Annotated in this window: 14 protein-coding genes and 1 tRNA gene; 4 read left to right on the top strand and 11 right to left on the bottom strand. The window is 64.4% G+C overall.

All coding sequences use genetic code 11. The annotated features are described in order from the left end of the window. Window positions 1–782: 782 nt before the first annotated feature. From IAG41_RS07440 to IAG41_RS07425, 4 genes are all read right to left on the bottom strand, one after another. Window positions 783–1,052: a DUF6894 family protein gene (locus IAG41_RS07440; RefSeq protein ID WP_187728003.1), complete on the bottom strand. Its 270-nt coding sequence runs from the start codon at window positions 1,050–1,052 to the stop codon at window positions 783–785. A 167-nt stretch (window positions 1,053–1,219) separates the two neighbouring features. Beyond that, complete coding sequence (locus IAG41_RS07435; protein WP_187728002.1) at window positions 1,220–1,516, bottom strand: hypothetical protein; 297 nt, start codon at window positions 1,514–1,516, stop codon at window positions 1,220–1,222. Between the two features lie 280 nt (window positions 1,517–1,796). Continuing rightward, on the bottom strand, window positions 1,797–2,012 hold the full coding sequence (locus IAG41_RS07430) for a hypothetical protein (RefSeq protein WP_187728001.1): 216 nt from the start codon (window positions 2,010–2,012) through the stop codon (window positions 1,797–1,799). A 294-nt stretch (window positions 2,013–2,306) separates the two neighbouring features. Beyond that, window positions 2,307–2,383: transfer RNA gene (locus IAG41_RS07425), tRNA-Arg, on the bottom strand. Window positions 2,384–2,442: 59 nt separating this feature from the next. Between IAG41_RS07425 and IAG41_RS07420 the strand changes: the two genes are divergently transcribed. Continuing rightward, window positions 2,443–3,189, top strand: coding sequence for a queuosine precursor transporter (locus tag IAG41_RS07420; RefSeq protein ID WP_187728000.1), 747 nt, complete (start codon window positions 2,443–2,445; stop codon window positions 3,187–3,189). Window positions 3,190–3,345: 156 nt separating this feature from the next. Here the strand turns inward: IAG41_RS07420 and purQ are convergent, their stop codons facing one another. The 7 genes from purQ to IAG41_RS07385 all read right to left on the bottom strand — a co-directional run bounded on the left by purQ (window position 3,346) and on the right by IAG41_RS07385 (window position 9,195). Next, window positions 3,346–4,011: a phosphoribosylformylglycinamidine synthase subunit PurQ gene (gene purQ / locus IAG41_RS07415; protein ID WP_187727999.1), complete on the bottom strand. Its 666-nt coding sequence runs from the start codon at window positions 4,009–4,011 to the stop codon at window positions 3,346–3,348. Further along, complete coding sequence (gene purS, locus IAG41_RS07410; protein ID WP_187727998.1) at window positions 4,008–4,238, bottom strand: phosphoribosylformylglycinamidine synthase subunit PurS; 231 nt, start codon at window positions 4,236–4,238, stop codon at window positions 4,008–4,010. The genes purQ and purS overlap by 4 nt, the downstream gene beginning before the upstream one ends. Before the next feature lie 68 nt (window positions 4,239–4,306). Continuing rightward, a complete protein-coding gene (locus IAG41_RS07405; protein ID WP_187727997.1) occupies window positions 4,307–5,665 on the bottom strand; it encodes a surface lipoprotein assembly modifier in 1,359 nt (452 codons plus the stop codon). Next, the gene (locus IAG41_RS07400) at window positions 5,662–6,924 is read right to left on the bottom strand and encodes a hypothetical protein (protein WP_187727996.1); all 1,263 of its coding nucleotides are present in this window, start codon (window positions 6,922–6,924) and stop codon (window positions 5,662–5,664) included. Before IAG41_RS07400 ends, IAG41_RS07405 begins: the two co-directional genes overlap by 4 nt. A 94-nt stretch (window positions 6,925–7,018) precedes the next feature. After that, a complete protein-coding gene (gene purC, locus IAG41_RS07395; RefSeq protein WP_187727995.1) occupies window positions 7,019–7,798 on the bottom strand; it encodes a phosphoribosylaminoimidazolesuccinocarboxamide synthase in 780 nt (259 codons plus the stop codon). Window positions 7,799–7,905: 107 nt separating this feature from the next. Continuing rightward, window positions 7,906–8,880 carry a DUF4349 domain-containing protein gene (locus IAG41_RS07390; protein WP_187727994.1) on the bottom strand — a complete coding sequence of 325 codons (975 nt, stop codon included), beginning with the start codon at window positions 8,878–8,880 and terminating at the stop codon, window positions 7,906–7,908. Window positions 8,881–9,045: 165 nt separating this feature from the next. Continuing rightward, the gene (locus tag IAG41_RS07385; protein WP_187727993.1) at window positions 9,046–9,195 is read right to left on the bottom strand and encodes a hypothetical protein; all 150 of its coding nucleotides are present in this window, start codon (window positions 9,193–9,195) and stop codon (window positions 9,046–9,048) included. 103 nt (window positions 9,196–9,298) lie between these two features. On the opposite strand from IAG41_RS07385, the gene IAG41_RS07380 reads away from it, so the two are divergent. The 3 genes from IAG41_RS07380 (at window position 9,299) to IAG41_RS07370 (ending at window position 14,573) form a co-directional block, all read left to right on the top strand. Then, on the top strand, window positions 9,299–10,201 hold the full coding sequence (locus IAG41_RS07380; protein ID WP_187727992.1) for a LysR substrate-binding domain-containing protein: 903 nt from the start codon (window positions 9,299–9,301) through the stop codon (window positions 10,199–10,201). A 64-nt stretch (window positions 10,202–10,265) separates the two neighbouring features. Further along, entirely contained in the window at window positions 10,266–11,231 is a 966-nt protein-coding gene (locus tag IAG41_RS07375) for a hypothetical protein (protein ID WP_222950587.1), read from the top strand. Window positions 11,232–11,447: 216 nt separating this feature from the next. Continuing rightward, window positions 11,448–14,573, top strand: a complete 3,126-nt coding sequence (locus IAG41_RS07370; RefSeq protein WP_187727991.1) for a TonB-dependent receptor — start codon at window positions 11,448–11,450, stop codon at window positions 14,571–14,573. The last annotated feature ends 47 nt before the right edge of the window (window positions 14,574–14,620 follow it).

Here is a 14,620-nt window from a genome sequence, read left to right as displayed (position 1 = left end):
GCCGATATGGCGTTGGGTTGACGTTTATCTCCACAGAGGCTGTGGGAACGCCGCACGGACCGGGCAGATTCCGCCCAGGTTGGACCGCGATTGTTGGCTTGTGGGGATAGGTGCAGCCGCGATCGACGTGGCCGGCGCCAACCAGCATTAGATGCTCGACCGCCCTGACCAAAGGGGCCAGCTGCTCCCATTCGAGCTACCCGTCCTCGACCGGAAGGACCGCGCAAAAAGAGCCCGGCCGGGTGACCCCGGCCGGACTTTGAAGTGAAAAGATCCCCCCGTTCAAAAGGAATCTCTCGGGTCGCCGAACCTGGATAGCGCAATTTTCACCTAAGCGATTGTAAAATCGCGGCATTTTGCGCGGCTATTTTGGGGGAGGCGGGGGGTCGATAGAGCAATACACCTGGCTAATGATCGTCCCCGATGGTCGAGATGTTCGTATCCCAGGCGCGAATTTCGACGACGTGCCGGAAGCCCTGCGTGACGCGCGTGCGCCTCATACTCGCGGGCAAACTCGAGGTGCTGCCTGTAACTGCGTGAGATTGCCGGCGTTTTTCCCACCTTTCGCGCGCCCCGCGCAAAATTGTTCATGGAGTGATGGTCGGCCTTCGAGACTTAAAACGTGCCTCCTGCGCGGACAATTGCAAAATCGTGAATATGTATCATCGCGGGACTGTCCACCGGCCCCTCGTCCAAGGCCGCAGTCATCAACAATCCTCTTCGCAAGGCAGACTAAGCTAGAAGGTGACCCCGCATGGAAATTCGATCGGGCGGCTCGCCACTCACCCCGGTTGCAGTTGCGGGCGCCTGGGAGTTTCGTAAACGACGGCATCGGCAGCCAAAAATTTGAGCGTGAACAGCGGCACCCGATTCTGATCGAACACGGACATCGTCCACAGTTCGCTGTTCCAGAATCGTTCTGGCATCTCTTTCAGGACCTCGGCGGAATATCTGATTGCTTCGATGCGAGCCGCGGCCAGGTCCGCGTGTATCGAGCCCTGTATATCGGGAAAGTCTTCACCGTCCACGATGTCGAAAAAAAACCGGGGCATGGGCTTCTCCATCCTCAAGGGGGGAGCCCTACTGTCTCTCAGTCGCCAACGCCCTCAAAAGTTAGTCGACGATTACCTAATTTAGTTTAGTATCATAGATTAGGCAACCTGGGTTTCGCGCCAACTACATTTTGCGAGCGTCAGCCACCGCTTGGCACATGATGGGCTCAATCGTCTGATTTCACCCGGTCCTCGAGCTTGGGAAAGAGCTTCTCGACCTCCGCCCGGAGGTCGGTTGGGCCGGAAAGAAGCCCGAAATCATCGAGTATATTCTTCACGAGTCGTGCCCTGTGCGGCCCAATGCCGGGCACTGTCGCGAGACCGGGCAGGTCGGGATCGGTAAGCCTGTCGGCGAGGTCGCCGAGCGTGTTGAACCCCGATAGAGTCAGGATCTTCCGCAGGCCGGCGGGAAGGATCGATTGCCTGACGGGCAGGTCGCGGTCGGTTGCGTCGGACTGGCGCATGCGCATCCTCGTCCCGGCTGTTTTCTCCCGCTTCAGTGCGCGTCGGATGTGGCTGAGCTGACCGGCGCTGAGACCAAGCCGGCGACGGATATTTCGATAGGTAAGTCCCGACGCGCGAAGCGCGCGCGCCTCCCTCAAGTTTATAGCGGCCTGTTCGGGCGGGCTGAGCATTGCGGCAAAGAGACCTCAAGGGAGGCCAAGCGATACGCAGTTACCTCGGTGCCGTGAAGGGCGCGTGCCGGTCCCGGGAGCACTGCGGAAACGGGTGGCTCATGCCTTTTCAAGCCTTTATGGGCGGCATTTTCTGCACGACGATCACATGACGCTTGTCGTGTTCCTCCCACATCTTGCGATCGGCATCGTCGATCGCGCTGAGCAGCTCGCCGAAGCATGGCGTCTCCTCGACCGGATATACGCGCCTGAATTCCTGACCCAGCCGTTCGAGATCGCGCGCGGTCAGCAGCCCCACTGCGATGATCCTGGTGTCGTCGGCCACAGCCTCGCCTCCTATCTGGATTCGGAATAAACACCCGATGCGGATGGAAGTGCCGGTCCAGGCTCGGAGCGCCGGCTCCTACCAACAGGTCGAACCAGAGGCATGGCGGCGACCACAGCGCGGCGGGCTGAGCGAGGAGAGGGGGCTTGGCCGCCCAGCCCTAAGTCTCGCGTCAGCAGGATTGAGGTGGGCGACGAGGAAAACCGTATCGTGGGCGCCATCAAAGGACTCGAGCACGCCGTAGGACGCATTTTTGAAAGGGCTCCGCGAATGGTGCCCAACATCGAACGGGAATGGCGCGCCCGGCTGGATTCGAACCAGCGACCACAGGCTTAGAAGGCATGTGCTCTATCCAGCTGAGCTACGGGCGCGCGCTTTTGCCCCCCTAGCGTGGATTGCCTGGGCAGGAAACCGGCATCATAACCTGCGCATGAGCGAGGGAATGGGCACTCCGGCGCATGTCGCCGCGCGGGACGTGGCGGGTGGGCATTTCCGCTACTATGACTTCGTGATGGCCGCGTTCGTCGCGATCATCCTGCTTTCCAACGTGCTGGGCGCGGGCAAGGTTGCCCAGATCTGGCTGCCGGGCGTGGGGTATTGGCCGTTCGGGGCGGGCATCCTGTTCTTCCCCGTCTCCTATGTGATCGGCGACGTGCTGACCGAGGTCTATGGCTATGCCCGTGCGCGTCGGGTGATCTGGGCGGGCACCGCCGCGGTGCTGTTCATGGCCTTCATGTCCTGGGTGGTGGTCGCGCTGCCGCCGGCGCCGAGCTGGGGCAACCAGGCGGCCTATGTGACGATCTTCGGCCAGGTGCCGCAGATCGTGCTCGCGTCGGTCTGCGCCTTCTGGGCGGGCGAGTTCGTCAATTCCTATGTGCTCGCGCGAATGAAGCTGCTCACCAGAGGCCGGATGCTCTGGATCCGCACGATCGGATCGACGATCGCGGGGGAGGGGATCGACAGCCTGATCTTCTATCCGCTCGCCTTTCTGGGCGCCGAAGGCTGGACGACCGCGCTGGTGATCCAGGTGCTCTTCACGCAATGGGCGCTGAAGGTCGCGTGGGAAGTGCTGCTGACGCCGGTGACCTATCTCGTCGTCGGCTTCCTCAAGCGGCGCGAGGGCGTGGACGTGTATGACGAGGGTACCGACTTCACGCCGTTCGCGACGCGGGTTTAAGGGCCGCCTGACCCGTTGGGTGCTCGGCAATCCCTTCGTCATCCCGGCGAAAGCCGGGGTCCAGAGCCAAGCAGCGCGCCGCCCGTGATCCTGGGCGCCGGCTTTCTCCGGGGTGACGGAAATAAGAATAATCGAAGTGAAAAGCGCCGCGCCCGCTCAGCTAACCGCTTCGAGCAGCCCCTCGAACAGCTTGCGGCCGTCGGTACCGCCGTGCGCGGCTTCGATGCGGCGCTCGGGGTGGGGCATCATGCCGAGCACATTGCCCGCCTTGTTGAGCAGCCCGGCGATGTTGCGGGACGATCCGTTGATGTCGTGCGCATAGCGGAAGGCGACACGACCTTCGCCCTCGATCCGGTCGAGCGTCTCGTCGTCGGCGAAGAAATTGCCGTCATGATGCGCGACCGGCACGGTGATCTGTTCGCCCGAGCGATAGGCGCTGGTGAAGATCGACTGCGAATTGTCGACGGTCAGCGGCACGTCGCGGCAGACGAAGTTGAGCCCCGAATTGCGCATCAGCGCGCCGGGCAGCAGCCCGGTTTCGGTGAGCACCTGGAAGCCGTTGCAGATACCGATTACCGGCGTGCCGCGGTCGGCGGCCTCGACCACGGCCTGCACCACCGGCGAGCGCGCGGCGATGGCGCCACAGCGGAGATAATCGCCATAGGAGAAGCCGCCGGGCAGCGCGATCAGGCCCAGGCCCTGGGGCAGCTCGCTCTCGCCGTGCCACACCATCGTCGGCTTGGTGCCGGTCACCGCTTCGAGCGCGACCGCGATGTCGCGATCGCAGTTGGAGCCCGGAAAGACGATGACTGCGGTCTTCATGCGCGTTCGACTCGATAGTTTTCGATCACGGTGTTGGCGAGCAGCTTGCGGCACATCTCGTCGATCGCCGCGTCGCTGGTCGAGTCCGCGACGTCGAGCTCGAAGATCTTGCCGGCGCGGACGTCGTCGACGCCCTCGAAGCCGAGGCCTCCCAAAGCGTGCTGGATGGCCTTGCCCTGGGGATCGAGCACGCCGTTCTTTAAGGTGACGATGATGCGGAGCTTCATGGCCGCCGCCTATGGCCCGCTCGTTTGCGTCCCGCAATCAGAAATGGCGTGCCCGACCGCGCTCGCGGTCAGAAATAGCGCGCTAGCGTGAAGCGGAAGCGCAGCCGCTGGTTGCCGTAGTAGGGCAGCGAGGAATCATTGCGCGAGTAGCTCGCGCTCACCTGGGGCGAGAATCCCCAGACGTTGATCTTGCGATTGCCCAAAGTCGCGCGCGCGGTGAAGCGCCAGTCGCTGCGCGGGTCGGTGGAGAAGAACAGCATGGGCGCATCATATTTGGCGTAGCTGGCGCTGCCGCTCAGCCCCAGCGTGATGCCCTTGGGCAGCTCGCCGCCGAAGCCGGCGATCACCCCCAGCTCGGTGCTCGAATAGGGCGCGGCCTTCAGCCAGTCGCGCCGGCCGAACACGCCGCCCGATACGATCAGGCTGCGCGTCACCGCGCGCTCATAGGTGGCATAGGCACTGCCCTGCCAGCCGTTATAGCTGTTATCGAAGAGCGCCTCGGTGTGGCGCATGTCGACCTGCACGCCGATCTGTTCGCGATTGCTCAGCCGCGTCTGGAAGCCGGCCTTGCCGCCGACCTGGCGGCTGACCAGGCTGCCGCCATACCAGCGCTGCGCGCCCACCGCCTCGAGCGACACGCTGCTGTCATGCGACAGCCGCAGCTCGGCGCCCGAGGCGACCTGGGCCTGGAAATCGTCATAGTCGATGCCGGCATAGTTGCTGCCCGCGCTGTCGAGATCGACCAGCATCGAGACCTTGTCGCTCACCGGCAGGCGGAGCCCGGCCGAGATCGAAGCGGTCTGCCCGGTGCCCGACCGCGCCTTGGCCTTGTCGTCGAGGGTGAGGGGCAGGGGGGTGTTGCCCCACAGCACGGTGACGGTGTCGGCCGAGGTGGCGTTGTTGATGTTGCTGTCGGGCGCGATGCCGAAATCGAAGTCGAGCCGCCAGGCGCGCTTGGCGCGGATCACGTCGCGGACGGCACGGATCGTGCGCGCGACGTCTTCGGGAAGGTCTTGGTCCTGCTCGGCGATCTTGAACTGCTTGTCAGCGCTCTGCGGCTTGCCCAGCGCCAGCATCTCGCGGCCCAGTTCGAGCCGGACGCGGGTCTGCGAAGGATCGTCGGCGAGGATCCCGCGATAGAAGGAGGCGGCCCGGGCGTGATCGCCCCTCGCGGCGGCGATCTGGCCGCTCAGGAAGCGTGATTCGAGCTTGAACTGCGGCATCGCCGAAAGCGCCGAGACGAGCGGCTGCGCGTCGTCATAGCGCTTGGCCTGCATCAGCTTCTGGACTTCACCGAAGAGCTGGTCGGGCGTCAGCCGCGCCTTGCACGTCTGCGCGACGCATTGGTCGAGCAGCGACTGGGCAGATGCGAGGCCGGGCGCCAGCAGCGCCGCCGCAAGGGCGAGCGCCGAGGCGAGCCGGTTCATTTCTTGGCGCCCGTATAGGCTCCCAGGATGTCGATGCGCTGATCGGGCGTGCCGCCGACGATGCGGAAGCCGGCGCCGACCTCTTCGCCGTTCGGGCCGAAGAACGCGCCGTCCAGGCTCGAGCCTGCGATGTTGATCGTGCCCAGACCGGCGAAGCTCGCCGCGGTGAACTGGCCGGTGAAGCCGCCCTTGTTGACGATGTCGATGGTCGCCTTGCCGTCGGCAGAGAAGGTGGTGCCGGCGGCCAGCAAATAGGCACCGCTGGTATAGGCATCGAGCGGCGGGGCGAGCGCGGTACCGTCGAGATGGGTGGTGACCACGCCGCTGGCGAAGTCCACATTGGTGGTTGCCTTGCCGGACATCCACTGGAGATAGCTGGGCGCGGCGGCATCGATGTCGAGCATCGGATTATAGACCACCGAAGCGATCATGTCGCCGGTGAAGGTGCCTGATCCGCTCGTCGGGATCGCCCCATTGGGGGTCCGTTCGCCGAAGACGAAGGCGGCGCGATCGAAGCTGTAGGTCTCGCGCAGCTCCTGCTTGGCGGTCGTGTCCACCGGCTGCTGCAGCGCGCCCGCGATCGTATTGCGCACGAACCCGGCGTACGAGACATAGCGCGTCGTCGTGCCGTATTTGTTCGTCGTGCCGGGCTTCTGGTAGAAGAAGGTCTGGACCGTCGAACTGGAGGCATCGTCCCAGACGGGATAGGTCGACTGGGCGGCGCTAACGCCATTGCCGTCATATTTGCCCTTGGGGATCAGCGGGGTGCCGCTGCTGCCGCCAGCCTCGAGATACTGGATGCCGTTGAGCGCGGTGGTGAGATCCGGGACGCCGGCCTGGGGCTCGGTCGCGCCGCCAAAATTGGTGCGGTGCGCCGGATCCTGGAAGCGGGAGGCGGAGACGCTGACGATGCCCTTGGGCCGGTTGATCGTCAGCTCGAAAATCGCGTCGCGCGGATTGTAGCTGAGGGTGATGCCGCTGTCGCGCACGGTGTTGGCATCGCCGGCGTAGAGCTGGCCGCCCTGGCTGCCGGCGACGGGCGAGCCGTTCACGTTCGACTGGGTGTGATATTCGTAATGCTGGACGGCGCCGAGGCCGTCATAGGTCTTGGGATCGGTCGGAGCGACGAAGCTGTGCGTCGGCGTCGGCGAGCCGGCCGGCGGCGCGACGCTGCCGACGGTTTGCGGTGCCGTGTCGCCGCCACAGGCCGCGAGCGTTCCCGCGACGGAGAGCGCCAGGATGGTACGAATGGAACGCATCGATGAAATCCCCAGACCTGTTTCAGCCCGGGACTACGCTTCCATGGTTAAGAAGCCCTTTAGATGCGCCTTAAAATCGTGCCGGTAAGGACGTTTACTTGCCCCGGCGCTTGCGGTGCGTCTCGAGATCGAGAACCGCCGAATCGTCGCCCTCCGGGAACAGCCCGAGCCGGCGCGCGACTTCCTGATAGGCTTCGACCTCGCCGCCCAGATCGCGACGGAAGCGATCCTTGTCGAGCTTCTCGTTGGTGGCGATGTCCCACAGCCGGCAACCGTCGGGGCTGATCTCGTCGGCGAGGATGATGCGGGCGTATTCATTGTCCCAGATCCGGCCAAATTCGAGCTTGAAGTCGATCAGGCGGATGCCGATCCCGGCGAAGAGCCCTGAGAGGAAGTCGTTCACGCGGATGGCCATGTCGGCCATGTCGTGCAGTTCTTCCTGGGTCGCCCAGCCGAACGCCAGGATATGCTCGTCGGTGACCATCGGATCGCCGAGCGCATCGTCCTTGAAATAATATTCGACGATCGTGCGCGGCAGCGGCGTGCCCTCCTCGATCCCGAGGCGCTTCGAGAGCGAGCCGGCAACGACGTTGCGCACCACCACTTCGATCGGCACGATCTCGACCTGGCGGATGAGCTGCTCGCGCATGTTGAGGCGGCGGATGAAGTGAGTCGGGATTCCGATGCCCGCCAGCAGCGTGAAGACATGCTCGCTGATGCGGTTGTTGAGTACGCCCTTGCCGCTGATCGTGCCCTTCTTCTGGGCGTTGAAAGCGGTGGCGTCGTCCTTGAAATACTGGATCAGCGTGCCCGGCTCGGGACCCTCGTACAGGATCTTGGCCTTGCCTTCGTAGATTTGGCGGCGGCGTGCCATGGCTAACGATACCCCTGGAAAAGCGCTGCCCCGGCGGCGCGGAGGTCCGCGAGGCTGCCGGGGCTTGGGAAGGCCGCGCCTATACCGGAAGGGGTGGATGGGTGCAATCAGGCTTCGGCGGGCTCGGCAGGATGCCGCTTCTGCCGCGCCAGCAGGAACAGCACGACGGGGGTCGCCAGGGCCAGCCAGGGCAGCAGGAAGATCGCGATCAGCAGCAGCGTGCGGACGACGGCGATCACCGCGATGCCCGATTGCGCCACCGCGTCGCCAAGCTGTCCGGCGAAGGTGCGCGGGGAGGGGGCGACGGTGGACACCGGCACATAGTTGATCGTGAAATCCGAGAAGGCGATTCGCCCGCGGAGTTCGCCCAACCAGCCCTTGGCCTGGTCGAGCTCCTCCTGCGCCTGCGCGACGCTGCGTTCGGCCTCCACCAATTCGCTCACGCGTCCCTGGCGGTTGCGGAGCATGTCGGTGAGGCGGGCGACCAATATCTCGCGCTGGCGGATGCGCGCATCGGTGTCGACCACATCCTTCGACACGTCGTCCGCGGTCACGCTGGTGTCGGCGGCGCGTCCACCCGCGGACGACACCGCCTTGCCCAGTTCCGCCGAGAAGGACTGGGCGATGCCGCTCGCCACGCGCAGCTTCAGATTGGCATTGGCGTTGCCCTGTTCGTTGCTGCTCCGCTGCATCGACACGAGCTGGCAGCGCGACGGCCCGAGCCGGGTGCACAGCGCGAGGTGCGCCTGCTGCGCGTCGGCGATCGCGGTGCCGGGCATGCGATAGCCGAGCATATAGGTGTAAGCGAGCTGCGGCACGTTGACGCTGATGGCCTGGGTGGCCGGCACGCCGTTGTCGGGAGGTGCCATGGCCTCTCCGGGAGGCGGTACGGCCATCGCGGGAGAGGCGATCCTTGCCGGTTCCGCAACGGCCATTTCCGGCATCGCGACGTCGTGCATGGCTAATGTCGGCGGCTTCGCCGTCCGTGGATCTTGTCCTGCGCTGAGCAGCATCAGACAGGCGACAATCACGATGCTCGCCGCCAGCAAGCCGCAAATCAGAAGCGTGGTACGCCGTCGCATTCCGTCTCTCCCCAATTTGTTATGATGATATAACATCACACAAATGGGAAAGTGGCAAGGATCGGTGCGCGGTCTGACGGAGAGAGGGTTTTGTCTGGAAGGAAAGGGTGGTGAGGCAACAACAGGCGATCCGCCGGGAGCGGCGCTCTCCCGGCGATGATCGTCTCAGTGGCAGGTGCTACGCCAGGGTGCGGCATATTCGATCGCCTGGAGGCGCCGAAAGGCATAGAATGCCTTATCGATCCAGCGTGCGATCATGTCGCTCATCAGCTTGTGGCTGTCCGCCCAGGCGGCGCTTTCGAAATCGCTCTGCACGTCGGTTCTCCTTGCTAGAGGCGATTTCTCATATGCTCGCGGATGGCGCGGGAGGCCAACAAATCGGTGGACCTTATCCATAAGCCTGCCTTATATATTGCATATGCGCCGACTACCTCCCTTGCCCGCGATCCGGGTGTTCGAAGCCGCCGCCCGGCTGGGCAATTTCACCCGCGCCTCGGAGGAACTGGGGATGACTCAGGCCGCGGTCAGCTATCAGATGAAGCTGCTCGAGGAGCGGCTGGGCGCGCCGCTGTTCCGCCGCGATGGGCGTCGGGTGGTGCTCACCGAAGCGGGCGCGCGCGCGGCGCCGCAGGTTTCGCGCGCCTTCGATGCGATCGACGCCGCCTTCGCCCATGTCCGCGCCGAGGAGGAGGGGCTGCTGGTCATCTCGACCTCGAACACCTTCGCCAATGCCTGGCTCGCCTGGCGGCTGGGGAGCTTCCAGATGGGGCATCCCGAAATGGCGGTGCGGCTCGATACCAGCGACGCGGTGGCGGATCTGGAGAGCGGCGAGGTCGATTGCGCGATCCGCTCGGGCCGGGGGGGCTGGCCCGGTCTTGCCGCCGACCTGCTGCTGCCGATCGACTTCACCCCGATGGTGAGTCCCGCCTTTTTCGACCGCCACGGCCCGTACAGCCCCCGTGACCTGCTCGATCTGCCGCTGATCAGCCCGCACGATCCCTGGTGGTCGGTGTGGCTTCGCGAGGCGGGGGTCGATGTTCCGGAAGGCCCGCCGCGCCCGGGTGTACGGCTCGATTCGCAGGCGCATGAAGGTCATGCCGCGATCGCGGCGCAGGGCGTGGCGATGCTGACGCCCTTTTTCTGGCGCAACGACCTAGCCGAGAAGCGGCTGGTGCGGCCGTTCGAGCAGATTTCGACGCGCGGCTATGCCTATTGGTTCGTGGTGCCCGAAGGCCGCCGCAATGTCCCCAAGATCAAGCGATTCCGCGAATGGCTGATCGACGAAATCGGCCGTGAACGCCCCTTGCCGGTGTTGGGGTAGACGCCCATCTCACCGCTTACGTGCCGGAATGGGGGTGACGCGGCATCGAGGGTGGAGCTTGATCATGACGCCGATACGTATCCTTCTGCAGACGACGATCGAGCCGGCGGCCGACGACTGGCATATCGGTCGTTTCTCGCTGCTGCGCGCGCATCTCGAGGGATTGCGCGGGAAGGGCGGCGATCCGCTCTTTGCTGTGACCGCGCGCGATCGTGCCGCGCCTCCCGGTGTCTCCGATCCGGTCCTGGCCGCCCTCGACGAGAGCGAATTCGACGAGCTCTGGCTGTTTGCGGTCGATACCGGCGACGGGCTGAACGATGAGGAACGCGCGGCGATCGCACGCTTTCGGGAAGGCGGTCGCGGCTTGCTGGTCGCGCGCGATCATATGGACCTGGGCTGCTCGGTCTGCGGCCTCGAACAGGTCGGCCGTGCGCATCATTTCCATTCGCACAATTTGGATCCCGACCCCGCACGTCATGCGATCGACGATCCGTTCACGACCGCGATCCTGTGGCCCAACTTCCATTCGGGCGCGAACGGCGACTATCAGGAAATCACGCCGGTGGGCGAAGTACACCGTCTCCTCGCCGATCCCGACGCGCCGGGAAGTGCGCTGCGCTTCCTTCCCGCGCATCCGCACGAAGGCGATGTATCGGCACCCTCGGACGATCGCAGCGCGCGCGTCATCGCGACCGGAACGAGCAAAGTGACCGGCGCGCAATTCGCGATCGCGGTGGCGTTCGAGCCGCAGCCCGGCGGTGTCGGACCGGCGGTGGCCGAATCGACCTTCCATCATTTCGCAGACTATAATTGGGACCCGGCCACGGGATCGCCGAGCTTTGTCAGCGAGTCTCCGGGACGGACCCTGTTGGACAACCCGGACGCGCGCCGATCGACCGCGCAATATGTGACCAATATCGCCTTGTGGCTCGCCGAAGAGGCGCGCTCGGACTCGCGTCGCCTCGACCGCGCTCTCGATCAGGCGCTCGAAATGAGCTTTCCGGCAAGCGATCCGAACGCGGTCGGCTGATCCGGCAGCCGCAGGGGTATTGCGGAAGCCGCCAATCGCCGGAAGTGTAGCATTCCGAGACGGAACCCGCATGGGTGGCCGGTGTCCGACCACCCGCGTATAATGGCCTTACCAATTCATTTGACACATTCCAGCAATCAGGCATTATTGGCCTGACACCGGTGCCAGCTTCGCGGAGCAGGATCAAAAGCCGGGTTAAAGGGGATGGAGTCCATGATGAAGGCTGTTCTTTGTGCGGGCACGGCTGTCTGCACGATTCTGGTTGGTTTGCCGGCGCTTGCACAATCCACCGAAAGCACTGCGCAACCTGCCGCACCGGCACAAGCGAACGATGGCACCGCAGCGCCGGAAGCCGAGAGCCCGCCGGGCCAGGAAATCGTGGTCACCGGTTTCCGCCGCGCTTATGCCGACGCGCTCAATATCAAACGCGAATCCGACCAGATCACCGATTCGATCTCGTCGGACGGCCTCGGTCGCTTTCCCGACCTTAACGTCGGCGAGGCGATCCAGCGCATTCCGGGCATCCAGATCAACCGCGAGGCCGATGGCCGCGCCGCGACGATCAGCCTGCGCGGCCTGCCTGGCACCTTCGCTCGCACCACGCTGAACGGCGGCGGCTTCGCCGATCCGATCCTCAACGGATCGACCCCGCTCGGCGCGTTCAATTCGGACATCTTTACGTCGATCACCGTGATCAAGTCGCCCACCGCCGCCGATCTCGCGGGCGGCCTGTCGGGCAATATCGATCTGCGGATAGCGCCGGCGCTGACGCGCAAGAACGGCGGCTACATCAAGGCGTCATACGAGTATAACGATCTGGGCGAACTCGGCACGCCGGCGTTCACGGTCGGCTATAACCGTCACCTGGGCGACGATTTCGCCGTCTTCGGCGTCCTAGCCTACAAGAAGGAAAAGTTCCGGCGCGACTCGATCACGGTCAACAGCTGGGCGAACCGGCTCGGCGCGATCCAGGTCGGGAATCAGGGGGCGGCCGGGGCCAATCCGGTCTATGACGCGCTCATCGCGCAATATCCGGGCGGCGTCTATTTCCCCAGCCAGACCCGCCAGCTCGTCCGCTACAACAGCGGTGACCTGCTCACCGGGGCCGCCGGGTTCGATTGGCAGATGACGAAGACGCTCAAATTCGGCGTCACGGGCTTCTACACGCGGCGCAATCTCGACAAGTCTCTGAACCAGCTGCTCTATATCGACGCCGGCGGCGGCGCCAACACCAACACGGCGCTCACCGCCACCTCGGCGGTCGCGCACGTCACCAGCATCGGCACGCCCTATGTCGTCAACACGCCGACCGGCCCGCGCGCCTATATCAACAAGTTCTCGGCGGAGAATATCAACACCTTCGACTCGATCCGCTCGGAGCCGGGCTCGCAGCGCACCTGGGCGATCACGCCGACGCTCGAGTTCGACGACGATATCTGGAAGGTGAACCTGCAGGGCACGATCTCCCGCGCCCAGGTCGTGTCCAACCAGATCGAGCTCGACATCGTCGAGAATCCCTATCGCAATCTCGGCCCGGCGGGGCTGAACGGCATCACGACCTCAGTCTATACCGGCGGCACGGACCTGTCGGGCTACACCGCGCTGCTCAACACCCCGAACGCGACGCACGTCCCGACCAGCGGCTATCCCCTGCCGGCGCCCGCGAATGCCGCGACGCAGGCGGGCGCGCAGCTGCCCGGCGCCACCGCTGGCACGCTGGGCGACCGGTTCGGCGTGACCGGAACCAACGGCACCAGCACCAACGAGCTCGACGCGTTCCAGTTCGACCTGCAGCGCCGGTTCGAAACCTCGTTCATCACCAGCGTGCAATTCGGCTCGCGCTACGAACGGCGGAACTATACGTCGATCGGAACGCGCAACACCGCGCTCGGCGCGAATACCGGCGCGGTCACGCCAGCCATGTCGACGCCGTTGCCGTTCGCGTCCAACTTCTTCGGCGGGCGGGCGCCCGGCTATACGACCAACTGGCGCACGCTGGACGTCAATCAGGTGCTGGCGGCGATCACGCCGGTCAATACCCAACCCCGCAGCACCGCGAACCCCAACGGTTTGCCCGCGCAGTTCGCCTTCGATCCGGCGAACGGCGTGTTCCTGACGCCCTATGGTCTGGTCAACAACTATTGGGACGGCAATTATTTCAACAATAATTTCAACAATGAAAACAAGATCATGTCCTTCTATGGCATGACCAGTTTCGATTTCGGCATCGGCGGCGTCCGGATCCGCGGCAATGCCGGGCTGCGCTACGAAACGACCGACAACGAGATCAACGCGCTCGACTGCTCGAATTGCACGTCGACCTATGCGCTCCAGCCGTTGCCCGTGAACCACCGACTGTTCACGCGGACCTTCCATCAGCACTACGATTATTGGCTGCCCTCGGCGATGTTCGCGGCCGATTTCACCAGCAAGCTGAAGCTGCGCGGCGCCTTTTACAAAACCTATGTCCGGCCGCAGCCGCGCGACACCAGCCCGATCACGTTCGTCCAGGAGCCCGTCACAGCGATTCCGCCGGCGGTCGTGCCGACCGCGGCGCCTGCCTATACGGTGACTCTCGGCGCGCCGAATTTGAAACCCTATACCGCCACCTCGTACGACCTATCGCTCGAATGGTATAACCGCCCGGGCGGCATTATCGCGATCGCGGCGTATCAGAAGAACGTGCAGGGCTATATCGGGCCGATCACCAACCAGTCGGTACTGTGCCCGACCGACGGGCGCTTCAACGGCATCGACTACGGCCTCGGGCCGCTGCAGATCGTCGGGCCGAATTGCCGCACGGTGCGGACCTTCCTCAACCCCGCGGGAGCGCAGGAGACGGCGACCGTCGGCGTCACCGGTAGCACTAATCAGTCGCCGATCAGGGTCCGCGGCCTCGAATTCTCGATCCAGCAGAATTTCGACTTCCTCCCCGGCTTCCTGAAGTATTTCGGCGGCGCGGCCAATTACTCGCTTATCTGGATCGACGGCACCGACGTGCGCGGCAACAAGATCACCCTGCCCAGCGTGTCGAAGCACAACCTCAACCTGATCGGCTTCTACGAGACGAAGCTGTTCGGCGTCCGCGTCGTCTACAATTCGCGCGGAAAATACGATCTGGCGGCGGGCAACAGCTTTGTCGGTGATGCCCGTTCGGTGAAGGCGCGCAGCCAGCTCGATGCATCGGCATCGATCAACATCACCAAAGACATCTCGCTGTCGCTCGACGCGTTCAACCTGACCAATGCGACGCGGTCGGAATATGAGAATGATCCGCAGCTGCCGCGCCGCATCGACTATGACGGACGGACCTATACCGCCACGGTCCGGGCGAGCTTCTAGTCTCCCCTCGGTGCGGGGCGGCGACGCTTTGTCGCTCCGCATCCTTT

The organism is Sphingomonas sp. JC676 (assembly GCF_014489075.1).
In the GTDB taxonomy this organism is placed as follows: domain Bacteria; phylum Pseudomonadota; class Alphaproteobacteria; order Sphingomonadales; family Sphingomonadaceae; genus Sphingomonas.
Note: the sequence above shows the minus strand (reverse complement) of the source record. Positions and strands in the feature narration are given on the sequence as shown.

What these genes read in the sequence shown, in the direction of transcription:
- IAG41_RS07435 (WP_187728002.1), bottom strand. Translation starts at nt 1,516, where the DNA reads ATGCGCCAGTCCGACGCAACCGACCGCGACCTGCCCGTCAGGCAATCG.
- IAG41_RS07390 (WP_187727994.1), bottom strand. Translation starts at nt 8,880, where the DNA reads ATGCGACGGCGTACCACGCTTCTGATTTGCGGCTTGCTGGCGGCGAGC.
- IAG41_RS07405 (WP_187727997.1), bottom strand. Translation starts at nt 5,665, where the DNA reads ATGAACCGGCTCGCCTCGGCGCTCGCCCTTGCGGCGGCGCTGCTGGCG.
- IAG41_RS07370 (WP_187727991.1), top strand. Translation starts at nt 11,448, where the DNA reads ATGAAGGCTGTTCTTTGTGCGGGCACGGCTGTCTGCACGATTCTGGTT.
- purS (WP_187727998.1), bottom strand. Translation starts at nt 4,238, where the DNA reads ATGAAGCTCCGCATCATCGTCACCTTAAAGAACGGCGTGCTCGATCCC.
- purQ (WP_187727999.1), bottom strand. Translation starts at nt 4,011, where the DNA reads ATGAAGACCGCAGTCATCGTCTTTCCGGGCTCCAACTGCGATCGCGAC.
- IAG41_RS07400 (WP_187727996.1), bottom strand. Translation starts at nt 6,924, where the DNA reads ATGCGTTCCATTCGTACCATCCTGGCGCTCTCCGTCGCGGGAACGCTC.
- IAG41_RS07420 (WP_187728000.1), top strand. Translation starts at nt 2,443, where the DNA reads ATGAGCGAGGGAATGGGCACTCCGGCGCATGTCGCCGCGCGGGACGTG.
- IAG41_RS07375 (WP_222950587.1), top strand. Translation starts at nt 10,266, where the DNA reads ATGACGCCGATACGTATCCTTCTGCAGACGACGATCGAGCCGGCGGCC.
- IAG41_RS07440 (WP_187728003.1), bottom strand. Translation starts at nt 1,052, where the DNA reads ATGCCCCGGTTTTTTTTCGACATCGTGGACGGTGAAGACTTTCCCGAT.
- IAG41_RS07380 (WP_187727992.1), top strand. Translation starts at nt 9,299, where the DNA reads ATGCGCCGACTACCTCCCTTGCCCGCGATCCGGGTGTTCGAAGCCGCC.
- purC (WP_187727995.1), bottom strand. Translation starts at nt 7,798, where the DNA reads ATGGCACGCCGCCGCCAAATCTACGAAGGCAAGGCCAAGATCCTGTAC.